This is a genomic window from Acidobacteriota bacterium, from assembly GCA_030697165.1.
Taxonomy (GTDB): domain Bacteria; phylum Acidobacteriota; class Vicinamibacteria; order Vicinamibacterales; family UBA2999; genus 12-FULL-67-14b.
Genome location: JAUYQQ010000019.1, coordinates 15081 through 36219, shown reverse-complemented (window position 1 = coordinate 36219; position 21139 = coordinate 15081). Strand labels below are relative to the sequence as shown.

The following is a 21139-nucleotide window of genomic DNA, read 5'->3' as shown; positions in this document are numbered from 1 at the left end:
GTTAACGATACTCTGGTATGATTTTCGCGCGCAATTGCCGCGCGCCGTCGGGCGCCGTGGCGCCCAAAGCGCCCCATGAATAATCCCGTTCGTCCTGCCGCCCTGCTGCCCGGCGATACGCCGTCGCGGTGGCACGTGTGGCGAGGGTGGCTGCTCCGAACCTTTCCTGGTCGCGCGCTTCTGCTCGGCCTGGCGATCAAGCTGGTCACGTGGCCGCTCGGCTTCGCGGTGCCGCTGCCAGCGGCGGTCGAGGCGATTGACATGGTCGGCAGCCTGGCGCTGCTGTTCGCCGGTGCATACGGGCTGACGCGCCTCGCGATGTGGGCCAAGCGGCGGCTGCTGTGGCGGGTCCGCCGTAAACTGATCCTGTCGTACGTGTTCGTCGGCGTGGTGCCGGCGCTGCTCGTGATCACGTTCTTCCTGCTGGCCGGCCTGATCCTGCTGTTCAACGTGAGTTCCTACCTGGTGCAGACGCGCGTGCGCTCGCTGACCGACCAGGCGCGGTTTCTTGCGCAGACCGCGCAGCTCGAGGTGCAGCGCAGCGCGACCGCCGCCAACGTCGCCGAGGCGCTCGAGCGCCGGCAGTCAAGCACCGAGACCCGGTACCCCTATCTCTCGCTGGCGATCATTCCGGCCTCTGGGCTGAGCTGCCCGGAGGAAGGCCGGCGGGCCGCGCGCGTGCCGCGGACGCTGCCGGCCCAGCTGCCCATTTCCGCCGGGGCCTGGTCGCACCTCGACGTGCCGGCGGCGCTGCCCAAGTGGGTCACGTGCGACGGCTTCGCCGGGATCGTGGCGTTCGAGGTGCCGCCCGACGGCGCCGGCGGAGAAGGCGGCACCCGCCTGGTCATGCGGGCGGTCGCGCTGCCGGAGGTGGCGAACCCGGCGTGGGCGGTCGTGCTCGACATGCCGCTATCGACGACCATCGAACAGCGAATCACCGAAGAAACCGGCATCCGCCTGGGCGAGGTCACGGCGTTTCTGGGCGAAGGGCGCCGGCCCCCGCTCGGCCGCGCCTTCGAACGGCGCCCGCCGGATCCCGAGAACACCCCGTTCTTCTCACTGGCCACGCAGCGGTGGGTGACGTTTCTCGATTTCTCCGACTGGACGACCGGCGAGCCCGAGAGCGCATCGGTCGCGATCCTGATCAACGTCTGGGAGATCTACAACCGAATCTCGGTCGTGTCGCAGGCGGGCGTCGGCAGCATGAACTTCGGGCAGCTGCTGCTGCTGGTGCTGGCGGTGATCGGCATGCTGTTCCTGATCATCCAGTTCGTGGCGCTGGTGATCGGCTTCGTCCTGGCGCGGCAGATCACGGGCGCGGTGCACGACTTGTTTACCGGCACACAGCATGTGCGCTCCGGCGACTTCGCTCACCAGATCCCGGTGCGCGCGCGCGATCAACTCGGCGAGCTCGCCGAATCGTTCAACCTGATGACCGGTGAAGTGACGACCCTGCTCGGCGAAATGGCCGAGAAGGGCCGCATGGAGCAGGAGATGTTTGCGGCGCGCGCGATCCAGCAGAAGCTGCTGCCGAGCGGGCCGCTGCGCGTGACCGGGTTGGCGATGTCGGCATTTTGTGAACCGGCTCGCGAAGTGGCCGGGGACTACTACGACTTCCTGCCGATCACCGAGACCATGACCGGCGTGTTGATTGCCGACGTGGCGGGCAAGGGACTGGCGGCCGGCCTCTACATGGCCCAGCTCAAGGTGATCGTGCAGTCGCTGGCGCGACTGCATCACGAGCCGAAAGAATTCCTGTCGGCGGTGAACCGGGTGGTGTCGGCCAACCTCGACGCTGCCAGCTTCATCACCATGACCTACGGCGTGATCGACGTCGAGCGGCGCGAGATGACGTTCGCGCGCGCCGGTCATTGCCCGCTGATTCACGTGCCGGCGGATCAGCCGCCGGGCCGCCGCAAGGCGCGGTTGCTCGTCCCCGATGGCCTGGTCGTCGGCTTGCAGATCGACGACGGCACCATGTTCGACGGGCTGCTGCAGGAACAGACCATCAGCCTGGCGCCCGGTGATCTCGTGGTGTGGTTCACCGACGGCATCTCGGAAACCATGAACCAGTCCTTCGACTGCTTCGGTGAGGAACGCCTGGCCCAGGTGGTGGAGCAGTATGCGCACCTGCCGTTCGACCAGTTACGTTCGTATATCCTGGCCGAACTGCGCGCCTTCGCGAGCGGCGCCGACCAGCACGACGACATGACCATGATCCTGGTGAAGATGGACCTGCCGGCGCCGGTGCCGATCGGCTCAGGGACGGTGGCGTGATCGACCACGGCCTGACCGTCATCTTCCGGACGCAATCCGACATCGAGGCCAATGTCATCGAGGGATTGCTCGACAGCCACGGCATTGAATCGCTGCGAACCGCCGGTCCGATACCGGGCCTGTTCCCGTTTTCGCTGAACCCGCTCGGCGAGACGCAGATCTCGGTGCGCACGGACGAAGCGGCCGAGGCGGTGCGGGTCATCGACAGCTACCGGGCGCAAGCGGCCACCGGCGTCGTCGTCCCGTTGTCGCAGGCGTTCACCGCGCTCGAAACACGGGTCGGCTACCGCTTCCGCGATCGCGGCCTGCTCGAGCACGCGTTGACGCACAAGTCGAAAGCGCACGAGGATCCGAGCGGCGGCGTGGTCGACAACGAGTCGCTGGAGTTCCTGGGCGATGCGGTGCTGGGGCTGGTCGTGTCGGACGCGCTGTTTCGCGCGTTTCCGACCTACTCGGAAGGGCAAAAGTCGAAGATCAAGGCCAACCTGGTCTCGACCGCCTCGCTGGCGGAGATGGCCGACCTGCTGGGCCTCGGCGACCACATGATTCTTGGCCGGGGCGAGGAGAAGACCGGCGGCCGCCAGAAGCAGGCGCTCCTGGCCGACACCTGCGAGGCGCTGATTGCGGCCATCTACCTCGACGGGGGACTCGAACCGGCGCGGCAGTTCCTGATGCGCGAGCTGGCGGGCCTCATCGAAGACGCGCGACAGCCCGAGTATTTCGGCCGCGATCACAAATCGCGGCTGCAGGAACGGCTGCAGAGCCTGGGCCGCCCGCTGCCGGCGTATCGCGTCGCCAGCGAGCTTGGTCCCGACCACCACAAGCTGTTCTACGTGGACGTGGTGGTCGGCGACGCCGTGCTGGCGCAGGGCGCCGGGCGGACGAAGAAAGAAGCCGAACAGGAAGGGGCGAGGCTGGCGCTCGCCGAGATTACGAAGGCCGAATAGCGACGGTCCGGCTGACCGCCTTCGCCAAGGCTACGGCGGGTCAAGAAGCCGGACACCACACCTGGACACAGCCATGTGCCGAAACATCAAGACGCTCTTCAACTTTGATCCGCCGGCGACCGACGAAGAAGTGCGCGCGGCCTCGCTGCAGTTCGTGCGCAAGCTGAGTGGCTTCACCGCGCCGTCAAAGGCCAACGAGGCCGTGTTCAAGCAGGCGATCGACGAGGTGGCCGGCGTCGCGCGGCGGCTGGTCGATCAATTGGCGACGAATGCACCGCCCAAGAACCGCGAGGAAGAAGCGCTGAAAGCGAAAGCGCGCTCGGTTAGTCGATTTCGATAATGCCCCAGTCCTTGCGATCGCCGGCGCCGGCCGCGGCCATGGCGTGGACCGGTTCGGCTTGCGGCAAGCGCGCCATCGCGTAAGCCTGCACTTCGCGCGCCACTTCATCCACCGACGGCGGCACCGGCCGGCAGTGCAGCCGCACCCACAGGCGCATCAGCGGATCCGAAAAGCTGTATCGCTTCTGCCGCGACACGATCAGATCGACGTCTTCGAGCCACGACAGGTAGTCCTTGGTCGAGCCCGGCGTGCGATGCAGCCGGTGGGCGACTTCGGTCAGAGTGAGCGGCTCTTCCTCGGCGAGGATCTCGAGAATCGCCTTCAGTGCGCCGTAACCGCGGGCCTTGTGCAGGCGTAGCTCGTAGCGGTGGCCGCACCAGCCGGCCAGCGCGCCCTCGCCGGTGAGCAGCGCCGTCAACGCGCTGATCGGGTCGCCGCCGCGGCCGCTCATCGATGACGCGGCTTCGCCGAGCGCGCGCACGTACGCGGCGCGGCCGTCGGCCAGCGCCTGGATGGTGCGCCCCAGGTAATCGCGATCGTCGGCCGAGGTGTCGCCCATCGGCGGCAGCATCGCCGTGACTTCGGCCGCGCCGAGCGGCGGCAAGTGGATCACTTCGAAGCGTGGGTGCCCGTCGCGCAGCAGGCGGTGCGCGCGCGCGACGTAACGGCTGGTCAGCACGAAGCGGTTCGAGCTTTCCGTCATCGCGTGCAGCATCTCGCGCAGCACGTGGCGCAGGCCCGGGAAGCTCTCGAACGTGCGCAACTCGAGCACTTCGTCGAACAGGAAGGTGGCCGGCGCGTCGTGGCGGGCGCGGGCCCGGCCAATCAGGCCCAGCGTGCGGTCGAACGCGTCGCGCGCCGACGCGGCAGCGTCCTGCGGCGCCGCGGCGGCGGCGCCGTTGAGCGAAAACGGCGAGGCCGCCGCGAACGCCTGGTGGAAGCGCTCGGGCGTGCTGGCGGCCCGCTCGACGTCCACGTACTGGCACTGGTCGCGGCCCATGCGGTCGCCAAGCGCGTGCAACAGCGTGGTGCGGCCCGAGCCGCACCCACCGATCACAACCGGAATGCGTGGCGGCGTCGCGTCGAGCGCGGCGAGAACGCGGCGTTCGAGGCCGGCGTGGGGAGCCATCATCGGCTCATCTCCTGCATGGGAATGCGCACTCCGTGATCGCGTGCGGTCTGAATCGCTTCGGGATAACCCGCATCGGCGTGCCGCACCACGCCCATGCCGGGATCGCACGTCAGGACCCGCGCCAGGCGTTCGTCCGCCTCGCGCGTGCCATCGGCCACGATCACCATGCCCGCATGAATTGAATAGCCAATACCGACGCCGCCGCCGTGATGGACCGAGACCCAGGTCGCGCCTGCCGACGCGTTCAAGAGTGCATTCAAGATTGGCCAGTCGGCAATGGCGTCGCTGCCGTCGCGCATGCCTTCGGTTTCGCGATTAGGTGAGGCCACCGATCCGGTGTCGAGATGATCGCGGCCAATGACGATCGGCGCCGAGACCGCGCCGGTGCGCACCAACTCGTTGAGCTTGAGGCCGAACCGCGCGCGGTCGCCCTGCCCGAGCCAGCAAATGCGCGCCGGCAGGCCCTGGAACTGTACCCGTTCGCCGGCCAGCCGGATCCACCGGCACAGCGGCTCGTCGTGGGGAAACAACTCGAGCACCGCGCGGTCGGTGACGCGAATGTCTTCGGGGTCGCCCGACAGCGCCACCCAGCGGAACGGGCCCTTGCCCTCGCAGAACAGCGGCCGGATGTACGCCGGCACGAACCCCGGGATCTCGAATGCATCGGCGACGCCGGCCGTGACCGCGTGCGCGCGGATGTTGTTGCCGTAGTCGAACACGATCGCGCCGCGCTGTTGCCACGCCCGCATCGCGGCGACGTGGACGCCCATGCTCGCGACCGCACGCCGCTCGTAGTCGGCCGGATCGGCGGTGCGCAGGCGGGCGGCCTCGGCCAGCGACAGCCCCGCGGGAATATAGCCGACCAGCGGATCGTGGGCGGAGGTCTGGTCGGTGACGACGTCGGGCAGGAACCCCCGCGCGACGAGCGCCGGCAGCACCTCGGCGGCGTTGCCGAGCACGCCGATGGAACGGGCCACGCCGTCGGCCGCGCACTGCTGCGCGCGGCGCACCGCGGCGTCAAGGTCGGTGATGCTTTCGTCCAGGTACTGCGACGCCAGCCGCTTGTCGATGCGCGCCGGGTCCACTTCGACGACGAGCGCCACGCCGCCATTCATGGTGACCGCCAGCGGCTGGGCGCCGCCCATGCCACCGAGGCCGGCGGTCACGACGATCCGGCCGCTGAGCGTGCCGCCAAAATGCCGGCGCGCGATCGCGGCCAGCGTTTCGTAGGTGCCCTGGAGAATGCCTTGCGTGCCGATGTAGATCCAGCTGCCGGCCGTCATCTGGCCGTACATGGTGAGACCGCGGTCTTCGAGATCGCGAAACGTCTCCCAGGTCGCCCATTTCGGCACCAGGTTCGCGTTGGCAATCAACACGCGCGGCGCGCCGGCGTGCGTCTTGAAGATGCCGACGGGCTTTCCTGACTGGACGATGAGTGTTTCATCGTGGGACAGCGACCGCAGCGAGCGAACGATGGCGTCGAACGCCTCCCAGTTGCGCGCGGCCTTGCCGGTGCCGCCGTAGACGATTAAATCTTCGGGCCGCTCGGCGACTTCGGGATCGAGATTGTTCATCAGCATCCGCAGCGCGGCTTCCTGTGGCCAGCCCTGGCACGAGAGCGTCGTGCCGCGAGCGGCGCGGAGTGAATGAACAGTCATGGGCATCTGCGGTACGTCTTCTCGACGAGGGGGCGAGCGTGAAGATAGAAACTAAGCAGTGGTGCTCCGGTTGTCAAACTGAAAGTGCAAATTGAAATCAGTTGACAACGATGCCGGTCGCGTACTCAAGCCTTCCGTTACGGATCAATTTCGTGATCGCCTCGATATCCGGTGCCGGCGGGCGGTCGTCAACGAGCATCGGCACCTGCTGTCGCACTTCCGCGTGCGCGCGCATTAACGGTTCTGAACTGCGCAGCGGCGCATGCAAGTCAAGCGCCTGACACCCGCAGAGTATCTCGATCCCGATGACGTGCGTAAGCAACTGCAAGGCGCGTTCCGCTTTGAGCGCGGCATGCATGCTCATGCTCACGTGATCTTCTTTATTCGCCGAGGTGGGAATCGTATCGACCGACGCCGGATGCGCGAGTGTCTTGATTTCGGACGTCAGGGCTGCGGCCGTGACCTGCGCGATCATAAACCCGGACTGCAGGCCGCCATGCCGGGTCAGGAACGCCGGCAAGCCACTTAAGGCGGGATTAACCAAGCGTTCCGACCGCCGCTCGCTGATGGTTGCCAATTGCGCCACGGCCATGGCCAGCAAATCGGCCGCCAACGCCAGCGGCGCTCCGTGAAAGTTTCCGCCCGAGATTATTTCGCCCATCGCGTCGCCCTCGGCCACGAACACCATGGGGTTGTCGGTCGCCGCGTTCATTTCGGTGTGAACGATATGACGGACCCAGGTCAGCGCTTCCCGCGCTGCGCCATGAACCTGCGGCGTACACCGCATCGAGTAGGCATCCTGCACGCGACCGCAATTGACGTGCGACGAATTGATTCCGCTGCCCGCCATCAAGCGCAACAAGTTGCCGGCGACGGCGCCCTGTCCCGCAAACGGGCGAGCGTCGTGGATGCGCGCCTCGAACGGGTGCATCGAGCCCATGAGGCCGTCGATGGACATGGCGGCCGCGATATCGGCGGCGCGGCCCAGGCGCTCGGCGCCGGCCAGCGCCAGCGCCAGCACCGCGGTCGAGACCTGTGTGCCGTTGATCAGGGCCAGCCCTTCTTTCGGGCCAAGCACCACCGGGTCGAGTCCGGCCGCGGCCAGGGCCTTCGCACCCGCGACCCGCACGCCATCGTCCCAGGTCTCGCCTTCGCCGACCAGGACCAGCGCCAGGTGCGCCAGTGGCGCAAGATCACCGCTGGCGCCGACCGACCCGCGCGACGGCACGTGCGGATGCACCCGGCGATTGAGCAGGGCGAGCAACGCCTCGAGTGTTTCGGTGCGAATACCCGAATAGCCCTTGGCGAGCACGTTGGCGCGCAGCGCCATCGAGGCGCGCACGGCCCGCACCGGCAGCGGCGCGTCCACGCCGGCGGCGTGGCTGCGAAGCAGGTTCAGTTGCAGCGCGGCGAGGTCGGCCTGTTCGATTCGCGTCTCGGCGAAGTTGCCGAAGCCGGTGTTCACACCGTAAACCGCTTCGGTCCCAGCGGCCTTGGCCTCCACCACCGCGCGGGCCGCCGCCACGCGGGCCCGCGCCTCCGGGGCGAGGCCGACCTCGGCGAAATCGTCGGCAATGGCGAGCAGGTTGTCGAGGGAGAGTGTGGCGCCGTCCAGCAGGATCATCGAATCATTAGGATACAGTAGAGAGATATGAACATCGTGGTCCTGGGGGCGCAGTTCGGCGACGAAGGCAAGGGGAAGATCGTCGACCTCATGACGCCCAACTTTTCGCTGGTGGCGCGGTACCAGGGCGGTCACAACGCCGGCCATACCGTTTACGTGAATGGCAAGAAGTTCGTCCTCCACCTGATCCCGTCGGGCATCCTCCACGCTGGCGTGAAGTGTGTAATCGGCAACGGCGTGGTGGTCGATCCGCAGGCGTTGTTCAAGGAAATCGAGGAACTGGCCCAGCTCGGCATCGATGTCGGCGACCGCCTGCTGATCAGCGACAAGGCGCACCTGATCCTGCCGTATCACCGCGAGCTCGACATCCTGAGCGAAGCGCGGCGCGGCGAGCGCAAGATCGGCACCACCTCGCGCGGCATCGGCCCGGCCTACGAGGACAAGATCGGCCGCCGCGGCATCCGGGTGTGCGACCTCGTCGACACCCAGGCGCTGGCCGACGAAGTGCGCGAGAACGTCAGCGCGCGCAACCGCATGATCAAGGATTCCACGCTCGACTGGAAACCGGTGTACGACCAGTTGCTGGCGTATGGCGACCGCATGCGCCGCTGGACCGGCGACGTCTCGCTGGCCCTCGACGAGGCCCGCCGGGCGGGGCAGCGCATCCTGATCGAAGGCGCGCAGGGCGCCATGCTCGACATCGATCACGGCACGTACCCGTACGTCACCTCGTCCAACGCCACGATCGGCGGCGCCTGCACCGGTCTTGGTATTCCGCCCAAGGCGATTCACGGCGTGCTTGGCGTCGCCAAGGCCTACCTGACGCGCGTCGGCGAAGGCCCGTTCCCGACCGAATTAGAGGGGGAGATCGGCAACCGGCTGCGTGAAACCGGCCAGGAGTACGGCGCGTCGACCGGCCGTCCGCGCCGGTGCGGCTGGTACGACGCCGTCGCCGTGCGTTACGCCGTGCGCGTCAACGGCATCGATAGCATCGCGCTGACGAAGCTCGACGTGCTCGACGACCTGGAGACGATCGAAATCTGCACCGGCTACCAGATCGGCGATCGCACGGTCACCGAGTTCCCGTCGGACCTGAACACCGCCGGCACGATCACGCCGATCTACGAATCGTGGCCCGGCTGGACGAAGCCCACCAAGGGCGCGCGCGACTACGCGCAGTTGCCCGCGGAGGCGCAGCGGTACATCAAGCGGCTGGAAGAGGTGAGCGGCGTGCCGGTCGGGCTGATCTCCACCGGCTCCGACCGCCTGGAAACCATCATCCGCGATGACAGCGTCGTCGCGGACTGGCTGCCGAAACGCCCGGCGGTCTAAGCCTTCTTGTTCTTTTCGGCGAAGGTCTCGATGGACGAGGCCTCGGCGGTCATGCCCCAATCAAGGCCGGCGCGATAGCGCGTCGGCATCCCCTTCGGCATCTCGAACGCGGCCCACACCACGGCGCCGCTGCACCGAACCGCGGCCTTGCCGTCGCCCATGATGACCCGCACGCGCTGGTTGGGCTTGAGCACGGTGGGGGAGACGACCATGGCGCCGACCATCGAGAGGTCGATGAGCGCGGCCGGGTTGCCATCAACCGCCACCTCGACGCCCTCGCGAATGCGGATGCGCGCGGCGCGGCGGGTGCCGCGCTGGTCGAGGGCCGGCGCCGGCTCGTCCACCGCCACGGCGGCGCCACCGGCCTGGCCGCGCTTCACCGCGACCCGGCTCATTTCGTTGTCGCGCGCGAGCACGCGGACCTCGCACCCCGTGAGCGCCGGGTCGTCCTTGATGCGGTTGATGAGGGCGGTGCCGCGCGAAGTGGCCGAGAACTCGTCCTGCATCGCCACCATCGCCGGCTTGGTGCGAATGATGTGATCGAGGGCCTCGAGGGCCTCGCTATCGGTAAAGGTGTGAACCGCGGTGCCGGGGCCCAGGCGCTCCTGCAGGCTGGGCAACGCGTCCTCAGGTCCGATCAAGACAATGCGCGACGACACAGACCGCCGAGTGTACCACGGCTGAGTGGGACGCCGCCGGGTCCGCCCGGTCGTGGCGCGTGGCTCAGGTGGCTTCGCTGCCGACCGCCGCCGCAACGCTCTTCAGCAGGGCGTCGGGTGAGAACGGCTTCAGCAGCACCGGCGTACCCTGCTCGTGCAGCGTCTCGCCCTGTTCGACATACCCGGTCACGAACAGGAGCGGCAGGCCGGGCCGCACCGCGCGCAGCCGCCGGGCCAGTTCAATGCCGCCCATGCGCGGCATGACCACGTCGGTCACCACCATCACGATGCTGCGGCTGTGCACGGTGAACAGGTCCAGCGCCTGCTGGCCGTCAGACGCTTCAATCGTCTGGTAGCCCGCCTGGCGCAACACCGTCGCCGACAGGCGCCGCAAGGCGCGTTCGTCTTCGGCAATCAGGATCGTGCCGGTGCCCTGCCGCGGCGCGGCGAGCGTGCGGGGCGTCAGCGGCGCCGCGGTCGTATCGTCGATGCGCGGCAACAGCAGCGAGAAGGAACTGCCCTGGCCCGGCGCGCTCTGCACCGAGACCGTGCCGCCGCTCTGGCGGACGAAGCCGTAGACCATCGACAGGCCGAGCCCGGTGCCGGCGCCCTTCGGCTTGGTGGTGAAGAACGGTTCGAAGATGCGGCCCTGGACCTCGGGCGGAATGCCGACGCCGGTATCGCGCACCACCAGCTCGACGAACGAGCCCGGCGCAATCTCGAGGGCGCGCGCCCGCGACGCGGCGATCTCGCGGTTGGCCGTCTCGATGGCGAGGCGGCCGCCCTCGGGCATGGCGTCGCGCGCGTTGAGGGCCAGGTTGACCAGCACCTGCTCGAGCTGTGCCGCGTCGGCGCGCACCGACCAGAGATCGGTGGCGAGGTGGAGGTCGATGGCAATGTGCTCGCCGATCAACCGGTTGAGCATCCGGCTCATGTCCATGACGCGCTGGTTGAGGACAATGATCTCGGGGGAGAGGATCTGCCGGCGGCTGAACGCCAGCAGCTGGCCGGTCAGCGTCGCGGCGCGCTCGGCGGCATTGAAGATCTCCTCGACATCGCCGCGCAACGGCGAGTCGGCCAGCGACCTGAGCAGCAGTTCCGAATAGCCGCGGATCGCCGTCAGCAGGTTGTTGAAGTCGTGCGCGATGCCGCCCGACAGCCGGCCGATCGCCTCCATCTTCTGGACGTGCCGCAACTGCTCTTCGAGCTCGCTGCGCGCCGCCTCGGCGGCCTGGCGGTCGGCCATCTCGCGCCGCAGCTCGCTATTGACGCGGGCCAGCGCCGCGGTGCGTTCGTCAACCCGCCGCTCGAGATCGCGGTGGGCCTCGTGCAGGGCCAGTTGGCTGGCCCGCAGCTGCTTCTCGGCGTAGTAGCGCTCGGTCACATCGCGCAGGATCAGCATGACCTGCGCGTCGGCCATGGGTTGCAGGCGGGCCTCGTAATGGCGCGGCGTTGCGGTGTCGGCGCCGATCTCGAGCTCCAGGTTGACCGGGACGACGTCCTGGACGATGCGCGCGAGCGCGGCCGCCATCGGGCCGCGCGCGGCGGCGTCGAGGAGGCTGACGATCGCGCTGCCCGTGACCCATCCGCGCGCCGGTTCCGAGTGCGCGGCTCCCTTCACGTCGAGAATCACGCCGTTGCGGTCGAGACGGAGTATCTGGTCGGGAAAGGCGCCGACCAGGGCCCGCAGCTCGGTGTTGGCCTGCAGCAGTTCCTGGGAACTCAAGTCGAGCGAACGCTCGAGCATGGCGCGGTCGTCGTCGAACTGCCGGTAAGCCTCGTCGACGGCGTCGAGCATCGGCTGCAGCCCGTCGGGAATGGCCCCCCCGGGAAAGTGACGCTTGAGCTGGCGTCGCAACAGGCTGTGCAGGTCGGCCACGTCAGCGCTCGGAGAAGGTGGTGACCGTCATGGTCTGGTTGTGCAGCTCGCATCGGGCGCTCGGCGTGAAGGGCGAGATCTCCCCGTATGAATAGAAACCGGTGATCACCGCGCCCGGTCCGACGATGTCGCGGACGCCCTCGACTTCTTCTTCGACCCGTTGCCGCAGCACCATTCGCCGGCCGACGCAACTGATCAGCAGCGCGAGAGCGACGGGCGTGCCCAGTGCGTCGGCGCTGATCCGGCCGGCGCCGACCGCGCCATCGATCAGCCGATCGAAGTTCGCCTTCATGAGCCGCACATAGCCGCCCACCGGCACGTTGCCGGCAAAAGTGAGGCTCTGCTCGGCCTCGTTCACCGCCAAGATGGTCCGCACCACAGGCGTGCTCGCGTCGCGCGTGCGCAGCGACAACGGGAAGAGCAGTCCCGAGGCCGGCAGGCCCGACGCGTGCTCGCCCAGGTAACGCTTGTATAGCGCCAGGGCCGATTGGCCATCCAGCTCGTAGAGCACGTTGCCTTGCGACTTCGTAATCTGGCGCTCGGGGCCGAACGAATCCCAGCCACCGACCGACCCGCACCCGACGTGGAGGGATGACCCGTAGAGCCCGACCGCGATCACCAGGTTCCGGCGCGGCACCCCGCCCGCCAGCACCACGGTTTCGTGGAACTGTTCGCCGTCAGCCGACAGGCCGCCGGTAACCGACACGGTGGCGGGCAACCGTTCGCCCAAGCCGCGCACGAGCGCCTCGCCGTTGATGTCCAGGCCCTCGGACAAGAGCAGAACGTGGACCAGGTCGGGACCGGCGAGTGCCTTTGCCAGTGCCGCGCCCGCGGCCGCGCTGCCGGCGGCCGTGACCGGCGCCGACGCGACGCGCAGGGTGGTGTGCTCAAATCGAATTGCGGTGGCGGCCAGGCCGGCGTCGAACACGTCGGTGCCGCAAATCTGGCCGGCGGTCGAGCAACCGACGATGGTGGCGGCCGGCCAGCGGGCCGCCAGGTCCGCACCAACCGCGGGACGGGCGATGGCGGCGCGGTCGCCAAAGACCAGCACGAGCTGCGCAGCGGCGTCCGGCGGAGGGCCGGCCCATCCGTTGTCCTCCGACCAGCGGCACTGCTGAACCTTCACACCAGATACCCTAGCGCAACTGACGCCTGTTCGAGGGAGGAATTGGGTGACCGGTGCTCAGGACTCGTGCTGCGCCGCGTACCATTCCAGCAGGGAACGCTGGGAGTTCGAGGGCGGCACGCCCTCGGGCGGCGTGGCCCTGGTGTACGCGCCGTCGGTCTGCAGCGTCCAGGCCCGGTCGGTATCGCTCAACAGCGCGGCGAGCACGCGGTCACGCACCATTTGCTTGAGGCCTGGGTCGGTGATCGGACAGAGCACCTCGACGCGGCGATCGAGGTTGCGCTCCATCAGGTCGGCGCTGCCAAGGTACACCTCGGGCGCCCCGCCGTTCTCGAAGTAGTAAACGCGTGAGTGCTCGAGGAACCGGCCGACGATCGAACGGACGGTGATGTGATCGCTGATGCCGGGAATGCCCGGGCGCAGGCAGCACACCCCGCGCACGATCATGTCGATCGAGACGCCGGCCTGCGACGCGCGGTAGAGCGTCTTGATCATGCCCTGGTCGGCGACCGCGTTGTTCTTGATGATGATGCAGGCCGAACGGCCGGCCTTGGCGTGTTCGATCTCGCGCTCGACCAGCGCGCGGAAGCCCTGGCGCAGCCCGACCGGCGCCACCAGCAGCGCGTGATACGACCGCTTGTTGGAGTAGCCGGTCAGCGAATTGAACACCTCGCTCACGTCGTCGAGAATGCTTTCGTCGGCGGTGAACAGGCCGAAATCGGTGTAGACCTGCGCGGTGACGCGGTTGTAATTGCCGGTGGCGACATGGGCGTAGCGGCGAATGCCGTCGGCCTCCTGGCGAACGACCAGGGCCAGCTTGCAGTGCACCTTGAGGTTCATCAGGCCGTAGACCACGTGGATGCCGGCGGACTCGAGCCGGTTGGCCCAGGCAATGTTGTTGCGTTCGTCGAAGCGCGCCTTCAGCTCGACCAGCACCGCCACCTGCTTGCCCTGGTCGGCCGCCTCGATCAACAAGTCGACCAGCGGCGAGTTGGCGCCAATGCGATAGAGCGTGATCTTGATGGCGATCACATGCGGATCCTGGACCGCCGCGCGCAGGAACGTCTCCACCGAGGTGAACGAATCGAACGGATGGTGGAGCAGGAAGTCCTGGTCGGCGATCTGCTCGAACACCTTCTCGGTCTCGTCGGGCGCCCAGAGCGTGCGCGGGACCAGCGCCGGGTACTTCAAGGCCGGGCGATGCAGCTTGGTCAGCGCGTGCCAGTCGCCAAACCCCAGCCGGTCGGTGGCACGGGCGACGACGTCCTCGCCGATCTCGAAGTTTTCGATCAGGATGCTGAGCACGCGTTTCGGCATGTCGGCCTCGACATGCAGCAGCGACAACGCGCCGTGCCGCAACTGCTTGAGGCCGCGGTCGACGGTTTCGAGCAGGTCGTCGGCCTCGTCTTCCTGGATCACCATGTCGGTGTCGCGAATAATCCGGAAGAGGTGCGTCCCTTCGACCTGCGTGCCGGGGAACAGCGTCTGGATGTTGCGCCGGATGACGTCCTCGAGGAAAACGTGGGACATGCCCGGCAGCGGCGACAGGTGCTCCGGCAGGGCGACGAACCGCGGCAGCATGCCCGGCACCTTGACGCGCGCGAACTTGGTGCGGCCGGCGTGGCGCACGCGCACCGCCAGGTTCATGCTCAGGTTCGAGATGTACGGAAACGGATGGCCCGGGTCGAACGCCAGCGGCGTCAGCACCGGGAAGATGTGGTCCTTGAAGTAATGCGCCAGCCAGGCGTCGATCGCCGGCGTGTAGTCGTGCGGATCGAGGAAGTGAATGCCTTCGGCGGCCAGCAGCGGGCGAATCGATTGCGACCAGCAGGCGATCTGCGCGTCGATCTGCGCCAGCGCGCGGCCGCGAATCGTCGCCAGCTCGATGTCGGTGGTCATACCGTCGATCGACACTTCCTCGATGCCGGCGCGGAACTTCTTCAGGATGGTGGCGACGCGCACCATGAAGAACTCGTCAAGGTTGGTCCCCGAAATAGCCAGGAACTTGACGCGCTCGAGCAGCGGATGGGTGGTGTCCTGCGCCTGGGCCAGCACCCGTTCGTTGAAGGCCAGCCAGCTCAGCTCGCGGTTGATGTAGAGCGACGGCGAGGTCAGGTCGTTAGGGTCGAGCTTCGTCCAGTCGCGATGGGGCGCGACCGCCACCGACGACACGCTCTCGGCGGCACGGCGCTTCCGCGGGCGTCTGGTGACGGCGGTGGGGGTGACCATGCGTCAATTCTACTGGTGGTATTCGTGCGGGTGACAAGCGTGTAACAACGGTGTATCAGGGCACGATCTTCAGGATGCGCCCACGCGAGTAACTAACTATATACATCTCGCCCGATGCGTCCACGCCGAACGAGCTGATTAAACCAAGTTCCGCGGTGCCGCCGAGCAGGTCGGTCAACACGAGCAAATCCACGGCCGTGGCTTCCTGGTGTTCGTCGAGTGCGAGGCCGATCGAGTAGACGCGTCCCGCCACGTAGTCGGCGAAGAAGTATCGCCCGTTGAACATCGGGTCCAGTGCCGTGCCGCGATAGACCACGCCCCCGGTGATCGATTGCCCGTCGCTGCGTGGGTACTCGTGAATCGGGTCGGTGAGCGGCTGGTACGCGGCCGGCTGCCGCGCATCGAATGGGAGGCGGCCTTCCCGCACCCGCCACCCGTAGTTGCGCCCACCCGCGCCGCGAGGCTCCCAGTTCACTTCTTCGCGCGCGCTTTGCCCGACGTCGGCAATCACCAGCGCGCCGGTGCCGCCGCGGGTCCAGTCGTCGAAGCTGTAGCGCCATGGGTTGCGCAGCCCGAACGCCCAGATCTCCGGGAGCGCGGCGATCGGGTCGCGATCCACGAACGGATTGTCCTCGGGCACGCGGTAGCCGCGCACGTCGGTGTCGGCGACGCCGACGTCGAGCCGGAGCATCTTGCCCAGCAGCGAGTTGGGGTTCTGAGCGTGATTGAGCGGGTCGCCGCCGCTGCCGCCGTCGCCAAGGCCGACATACAGGAAGCCGTCGGGGCCGAACGCCAGGTGGCCGCCGTTGTGATTCGAGAAGGGCTGCTCGATGAAGGCGCGGCCATCGGGCCAGACCAGGTCAAACCGGGAGCCGGTATTGACCCGGCCGGCAGCGTCGCGCGTGTAGCGCGCTACCACGGTATGTCCGTTGAGGTTGGTGAAGTTGATGAAGAACCGGCGCGAGGTGGCGGCATCCGGCGGAAACGCCATGCCGAGCAGGCCGCGCTCGCCACCTGATGACAGCTGTCCCCGCAGGTCCAGGAACAGGACGGACGAGATCACGCCGTTGGTGATGCTGCGAATCGTGCCGCGCTGCTCGACGACAAAGAAGGTGGCGGGATCGGCGGGATCGGCGACAAAGGCCACCGGGTTGGTGAAGCCCGTAGCGACGATTGCGGTGCGCAGTTGGGCCGCGACGGTCCCCGCGCAGACGACCGTTAGGAGAAGGGCGACCAGGACCGGAGCAGCGAGGCGCATACGCACAGCTTAACAGGCGTGCAAGTCCGAGAAGCCCGACAGGCAATGTCTTCCCGACGGGATTTGCCCTCCCGACAAGAAGTGCCTAATTAAACCAGAGCAAAATCGCGAACAGGATCACGGTGACGGTAACCACCTGCTGCAGCCACTTGTGGCCCTTGAGCACGGCCATGCGCACGCCGATCACGGCGCCGCCCCAATTGCCAACCGCCAGCGCCAGGCCCCGCGGCCAGTCCACTTGTCCGGCGCCCGCGAACACCACCAGCGACAACACCGTCAGCAGCAGCACGCTGAGCAGCTTGACCGCGTTGCCGCGCACCAGGTCCATGCCGGCCGCCGACGTGATGGCCAGCACGAGAAACCCAACGCCGGCCTGGATGAACCCGCCGTAGAGGCCGACGGCGAAGAAGCCGAGGACGACGAACCAGTGCGTCGGTGGCTTGAGATCGGCCGCCGCCACGGGTTTGCGTCTTTGGCTGGCCAGCGACCAGATCGTGACGACGACCATGGCGACCGACAAGATGCGGCGAAAGGCGAAGTCGGGCACGGCCAGGGCCGCCCACACGCCAAGCGCGGCTCCCGCTACGGCCGGGATGCTGGCCTTCAGTGCCCATGGCCAGTCGACCGCCCCGTGACGGTGGAAGCCAATGACGCCGCCCAGGTTCTGCGAGAGCACGCCGACGCGATTGGTGCCGTTGGCCAGCGAGGCCGGCAGCCCAAAGAACAGCAGCAGGGGCAGGGTCAGGAACGAACCGCCGCCCGCGATCACGTTGAGGGCGCCGGCGACGACGCCGGCCACGGCCAGCGCCACAAGTTCAAGCGAGTACGGCACGCGCTGATCGTATAGCATCCCCGCATCACCACATGAGCCCACTCAATCGCGCCATCGGCTTGCCCGCGGCCACGGCCCTGGTGGTCGGCACAATCATCGGCTCCGCGATCTTCGTCCAGGCGTCCGAGATTACCGCGCTCGTGCCGTCGCCGCCGGCCGTGGTGCTGGCGTGGGCGGTGGCCGGCGCGCTCACGTTGATCGGCGCGCTGGTGTGCGCGGAACTGGCGTCGGCCTATCCGCGCACCGGCGGGGTGTACGTCTTCCTGCGAGAGATCTACTCGCCCGTGCTCGGCTTCCTGTGGGGCTGGGCCATGTTCTGGACCATGCACAGCGGCATTCTGGCCGCGATTGCGACGGTGTTCGCCCGCTACACGGGCTACTTCGTACCGCTGGACGATGCCGCCACCCGCGGCGTCGCGATTGGCGCCATTCTCGTCCTGTCGGCGGTCAACTACCTGGGCGTGCGGTTCGGCAGCGGCCTCCAGTCGGCGTTCACGGTGGTGAAAGTGGCGGCCGTGTTGGCGATCATTGCCATTGGGTGGGCGCTCAGCGGGTCGCCGGCGGCCGAGGCGGCCGTGGCCCCGGTGGCGGCCGTGACCGCCGGCAACTTCATGTTGGCGGTTGGCGCCGGCCTGTTCGCCTTTGGTGGCTGGCACATGGTCACCTACACCGCCGAGGAAACCGTCAACCCGACGCGCACGATCCCGCGGTCGCTGCTGATTGGCGTGGTGGTGGTGACGCTCTGTTACATCGGCCTCAACGCCATCTACCTGCGCGTGCTGTCGGTCGACAAGGTGATCGCCTCGTCTCGCGTCGCGGCCGACACCTTTGACGTGCTGATGGGGTCGGGCGGGGGCAGCGTGATTTCGGCGCTGGTCATGTTCAGCGCGTTTGGCGCGCTGAACGGGATCGTCATGGTGGGGCCGCGCGTCTATTACCAGATGTCGCAGGATGGCTTGTGGTTCAAGTGGGCCGGTCACCTGCATCCGCAGTTCCAGACGCCGGGCCGTGCCATCGTGCTGCAGGCGGTGTGGTCATCAGTGCTGGTGCTCACCGGCACGTATCGCGCGTTGTTCACCCGCGTGATCTACACCGAATGGATCTTCTTCGCGCTGCTGGCCCTCGGCGTGGTCCTGCTGCGGCGGCGTCCGGGCTATCAGCCGGCGTGGCGCATGCCGCTCGTCCCGCTGGCGCCGATCCTGTTCGTGCTGGCGTCGGCGGCGATCGTGTTCAACCAGGTGCGCGCCGATCTCACGAACAGTGCGATCGGGCTGGCGATTGTCGCCACCGGCATCCCCGCGTATTATCTCTGGGCTCGCCGCCGTGGCTAGCACCCTAGCACTCTGGCACCCTTGGCACCCTTGGCACCTTGGCACCCTGGCACCTTAGTCCCTATGAAAATAGACTTTCACAATCACTACTATCCGCCTGAGTACCTGGCCGCGGTCAAGAAGGGCCCCACGAAAGTCCGCATGGACTTCGACGCCGAGGGCAACCCGCGCCTGCACTATCCGGGTGACTACAACATCCTGGTGCCGGGTCATCGTGATCTCGACTACCGCGAGGGCGTGTTGAAGAAACACGGCGTCGACAAGCAGGTGATCACGTTCACCACCCCGGGCACGCACTTCGAGGAGCCGGCCACCGCGGTCGAGATGGCCCGGCACGTGAACGATGCGTTTGCCGCCGCCGTCAGGCAGCGCCAGCACTTCTTGTCGCTGGCCACGTTGCCCTTGAACGATCCAGGCGCGTCGGTGATCGAACTCGAGCGCGCCATGACGACCCTTGGCTTGCCGGGGGCCATGGTCTTCAGCAACGTCAATGGGGTGGCGCTGGCCGACAAGGTCTACGAGCCGCTGTGGCAGAAGGCCAACGACCTGCACGCGGTGATCTACATTCATCCCGCGCACCCGCTTGGCGTGGAGGCGATGGAGCAGTACTGGCTGATGCCGCTGGTAGGGTTCCTGATGGATACCACGCTGGCCGCCGCGCACCTGGTGTTTGCCGGCGTGCCGGAGCGGTACCCGAAGATCAAATGGGTGCTGTGCCACATGGGCGGGGCGGTGCCGTACCTGGCGGAGCGGTTCGATCGCGGCTACGAGGCGTTCGCCGACTGCCGCGCCAACATCAGCCGCGCGCCAAGCACGTACTTGAAGCAGTTCTATTACGACACGGTGAACTTCGATCTCAACAACATCGAACTGGCCATCAAGTTCGCGGGCGCCGATCACATCCTGGCCGGCAGCGACTACCCGCACCAGATTGGCAGCATTCCGAAGATGCTCGACGCGATCAGCCGCCTGCCGATTTCGCCGACCGAGCGCGAGGGCATCTACGGCCGCAACGCCGCACGGTTGTTGGGAGTGGACTAATACATGCACGGAACCACGGAACCACGGAACCACGGAACCAATCGCTCTTGTGCGAGCGCTAGGTGTTTCGGTGCTTTCGTGTTTCCGTGTGTGGCATTTCTCAGGAGGGTGAGATGAAAATCAAGTTCATGGTTGGCGTGACGGTGATTGGCGCGGTGTTCGCGGCCGGTGTCGCGGTGGGGCAGCAGGCGAACACGAGCCGCCGCGAACCGCAGTTCGAGAACAGCGAACTCAAGGTGTGGAAGTCGATCATCATGCCGAACCAGCCGCTCGCGCTGCATCGCCACGATCACGGCCGCGCCGCCGTCGTGCTCAAGGGCGGGGACCTCGACGTCGTCGACGGGAAGGGCGCGACGCTGCAAACCTACAAGTGGGAGACCGGGAAGGCGTACTGGCTCGATGCCGATCCGGCCGGCACCCAGCACGGCGATCTGAACCGCGGCCAGGAGCCGATCGAGGTGGTGATCGTCGAGCTGAAGAACGACAAGCCCAAAATGTAGGCTCGGGCGCTCGCGGTATACTTCGCCCATGCGAGCGCTGATCCTTCTGCTGGCGGCGGGCCTGGGGCTGGCGCAGGCGCAACCGGCGCCCGCGCCGGCCGCACCGCCGCCGGGCACCGACATCTATCTCGTGACGCTGCCGGCCGGCCTCGCCTCCATGAAAACGGCGAAGCCGGTGCCGGTGTCCACCGCGCCGGGTTACGACAACCAGCCGATGTTCAGCCCCGACGGCGGGCGCCTCCTCTTTGCCGCCAACCGCGACGGCAAGCAAATCGACATCTACGCCTTCGATCGCGCCAGCGGCCACGTCTCGCAACTCACGCAGACGGCCGAGAACGAAAACTCACCGACGTTCCTGCCGGCCGGCATTGGCGAGCCTGGCGGGTTCAGTGTCGTGCAAACCGAACCCGATCGCAGCCAGCGGTTGTGGCGCTTCGACGCGGCCGGGAAGCGACCGCACCTGGTACTCGCCGACGTGAAGCCGGTCGGGTATCACGCCTGGGTCGAACCCGATCATCTCGCCATGTTCATTCTCGGGCAGCCGGCGACGCTCCAGGTGGCGCGGGTCTCGACGGGCCAGGCCGAGGTGGTCGCGCGCGACATCGGTCGCTCGCTGCACCGCGTGCCCGGCAGCCGAACCGTAAGTTTCGTGCAGCGCGAAGCAGTTGGCTTCGTGCAACGCGACCGGCCGGCGGCGTTTACCATCAAGGAGATTGCGATCGACACGCGGCAGATTGCTTCGCTCGTGGCGACGGTTGAAGGCAGCGCCGACCGCGACTATGCCTGGATGCCGGACGGCCGCACGGTGGTGATGTCGTCGGGCACGAAAATCTTCTCGTGGACGCGCGGCGCCACCGGCTGGACCGAGGTGTTCGACGCCGCCACCTTTCAGCTTGGCGGCGTCAGCCGCCTGAGCGTGTCGCCGACGGGCGATGCCGTGGCCATGGTCGTCGCCGAGCCCAAGAGGCCTTAGC

17 protein-coding genes are annotated in these 21139 nt (G+C 67.4%); 8 read left to right on the top strand and 9 right to left on the bottom strand.

The window, feature by feature from the left end; all coding sequences use genetic code 11:
• Positions 1–75: 75 nt before the first annotated feature.
• The 3 genes from Q8T13_17615 (at position 76) to Q8T13_17605 (ending at position 3564) form a co-directional block, all read left to right on the top strand.
• Entirely contained in the window at positions 76–2277 is a 2202-nt protein-coding gene (locus tag Q8T13_17615; protein ID MDP3719582.1) for a SpoIIE family protein phosphatase, read from the top strand.
• On the top strand, positions 2274–3224 hold the full coding sequence (rnc, locus tag Q8T13_17610; GenBank protein MDP3719581.1) for a ribonuclease III: 951 nt from the start codon (positions 2274–2276) through the stop codon (positions 3222–3224). Before Q8T13_17615 ends, rnc begins: the two co-directional genes overlap by 4 nt.
• 73 nt (positions 3225–3297) lie before the next feature.
• Positions 3298–3564 (top strand): DUF2277 domain-containing protein, encoded by a 267-nt coding sequence (locus tag Q8T13_17605; GenBank protein ID MDP3719580.1) that lies wholly within the window; start codon positions 3298–3300, stop codon positions 3562–3564.
• Here Q8T13_17605 and Q8T13_17600 read toward each other — a convergent pair.
• From Q8T13_17600 to hutH, 3 genes are all read right to left on the bottom strand, one after another.
• Positions 3548–4696 (bottom strand): hypothetical protein, encoded by a 1149-nt coding sequence (locus Q8T13_17600; protein ID MDP3719579.1) that lies wholly within the window; start codon positions 4694–4696, stop codon positions 3548–3550. The genes Q8T13_17605 and Q8T13_17600 overlap by 17 nt on opposite strands.
• A complete protein-coding gene (gene hutU, locus Q8T13_17595) occupies positions 4693–6360 on the bottom strand; it encodes a urocanate hydratase (GenBank protein ID MDP3719578.1) in 1668 nt (555 codons plus the stop codon). Before hutU ends, Q8T13_17600 begins: the two co-directional genes overlap by 4 nt.
• 91 nt (positions 6361–6451) lie before the next feature.
• Positions 6452–7978, bottom strand: a complete 1527-nt coding sequence (hutH, locus tag Q8T13_17590) for a histidine ammonia-lyase (protein ID MDP3719577.1) — start codon at positions 7976–7978, stop codon at positions 6452–6454.
• A gap of 27 nt (positions 7979–8005) precedes the next feature.
• Between hutH and Q8T13_17585 the strand changes: the two genes are divergently transcribed.
• Positions 8006–9310, top strand: coding sequence for an adenylosuccinate synthase (locus tag Q8T13_17585; GenBank protein ID MDP3719576.1), 1305 nt, complete (start codon positions 8006–8008; stop codon positions 9308–9310).
• Here the strand turns inward: Q8T13_17585 and Q8T13_17580 are convergent.
• The 6 genes from Q8T13_17580 to Q8T13_17555 form a co-directional block, all read right to left on the bottom strand.
• A complete protein-coding gene (locus Q8T13_17580) occupies positions 9307–9969 on the bottom strand; it encodes a PilZ domain-containing protein (GenBank protein ID MDP3719575.1) in 663 nt (220 codons plus the stop codon). The genes Q8T13_17585 and Q8T13_17580 overlap by 4 nt on opposite strands.
• 64 nt (positions 9970–10033) lie before the next feature.
• Positions 10034–11848 carry an ATP-binding protein gene (locus Q8T13_17575; GenBank protein ID MDP3719574.1) on the bottom strand — a complete coding sequence of 605 codons (1815 nt, stop codon included), beginning with the start codon at positions 11846–11848 and terminating at the stop codon, positions 10034–10036.
• 1 nt (position 11849) lies between these two features.
• Positions 11850–12974 (bottom strand): FIST N-terminal domain-containing protein, encoded by a 1125-nt coding sequence (locus Q8T13_17570; protein ID MDP3719573.1) that lies wholly within the window; start codon positions 12972–12974, stop codon positions 11850–11852.
• A 57-nt stretch (positions 12975–13031) separates the two neighbouring features.
• Entirely contained in the window at positions 13032–15203 is a 2172-nt protein-coding gene (gene ppk1, locus Q8T13_17565; GenBank protein ID MDP3719572.1) for a polyphosphate kinase 1, read from the bottom strand.
• 55 nt (positions 15204–15258) lie between these two features.
• A complete protein-coding gene (locus tag Q8T13_17560; GenBank protein ID MDP3719571.1) occupies positions 15259–16461 on the bottom strand; it encodes a PQQ-dependent sugar dehydrogenase in 1203 nt (400 codons plus the stop codon).
• 85 nt (positions 16462–16546) lie between these two features.
• The gene (locus Q8T13_17555; protein MDP3719570.1) at positions 16547–17311 is read right to left on the bottom strand and encodes a sulfite exporter TauE/SafE family protein; all 765 of its coding nucleotides are present in this window, start codon (positions 17309–17311) and stop codon (positions 16547–16549) included.
• A gap of 14 nt (positions 17312–17325) precedes the next feature.
• On the opposite strand from Q8T13_17555, the gene Q8T13_17550 reads away from it, so the two are divergent.
• The 4 genes from Q8T13_17550 (at position 17326) to Q8T13_17535 (ending at position 21138) form a co-directional block, all read left to right on the top strand.
• Positions 17326–18624: an amino acid permease gene (locus tag Q8T13_17550; protein ID MDP3719569.1), complete on the top strand. Its 1299-nt coding sequence runs from the start codon at positions 17326–17328 to the stop codon at positions 18622–18624.
• A 63-nt stretch (positions 18625–18687) separates the two neighbouring features.
• Positions 18688–19665, top strand: a complete 978-nt coding sequence (locus Q8T13_17545) for an amidohydrolase family protein (protein ID MDP3719568.1) — start codon at positions 18688–18690, stop codon at positions 19663–19665.
• Positions 19666–19778: 113 nt separating this feature from the next.
• Complete coding sequence (locus tag Q8T13_17540; protein MDP3719567.1) at positions 19779–20165, top strand: hypothetical protein; 387 nt, start codon at positions 19779–19781, stop codon at positions 20163–20165.
• 28 nt (positions 20166–20193) lie between these two features.
• Positions 20194–21138, top strand: coding sequence for a hypothetical protein (locus Q8T13_17535; GenBank protein MDP3719566.1), 945 nt, complete (start codon positions 20194–20196; stop codon positions 21136–21138).
• The last annotated feature ends 1 nt before the right edge of the window (position 21139 follow it).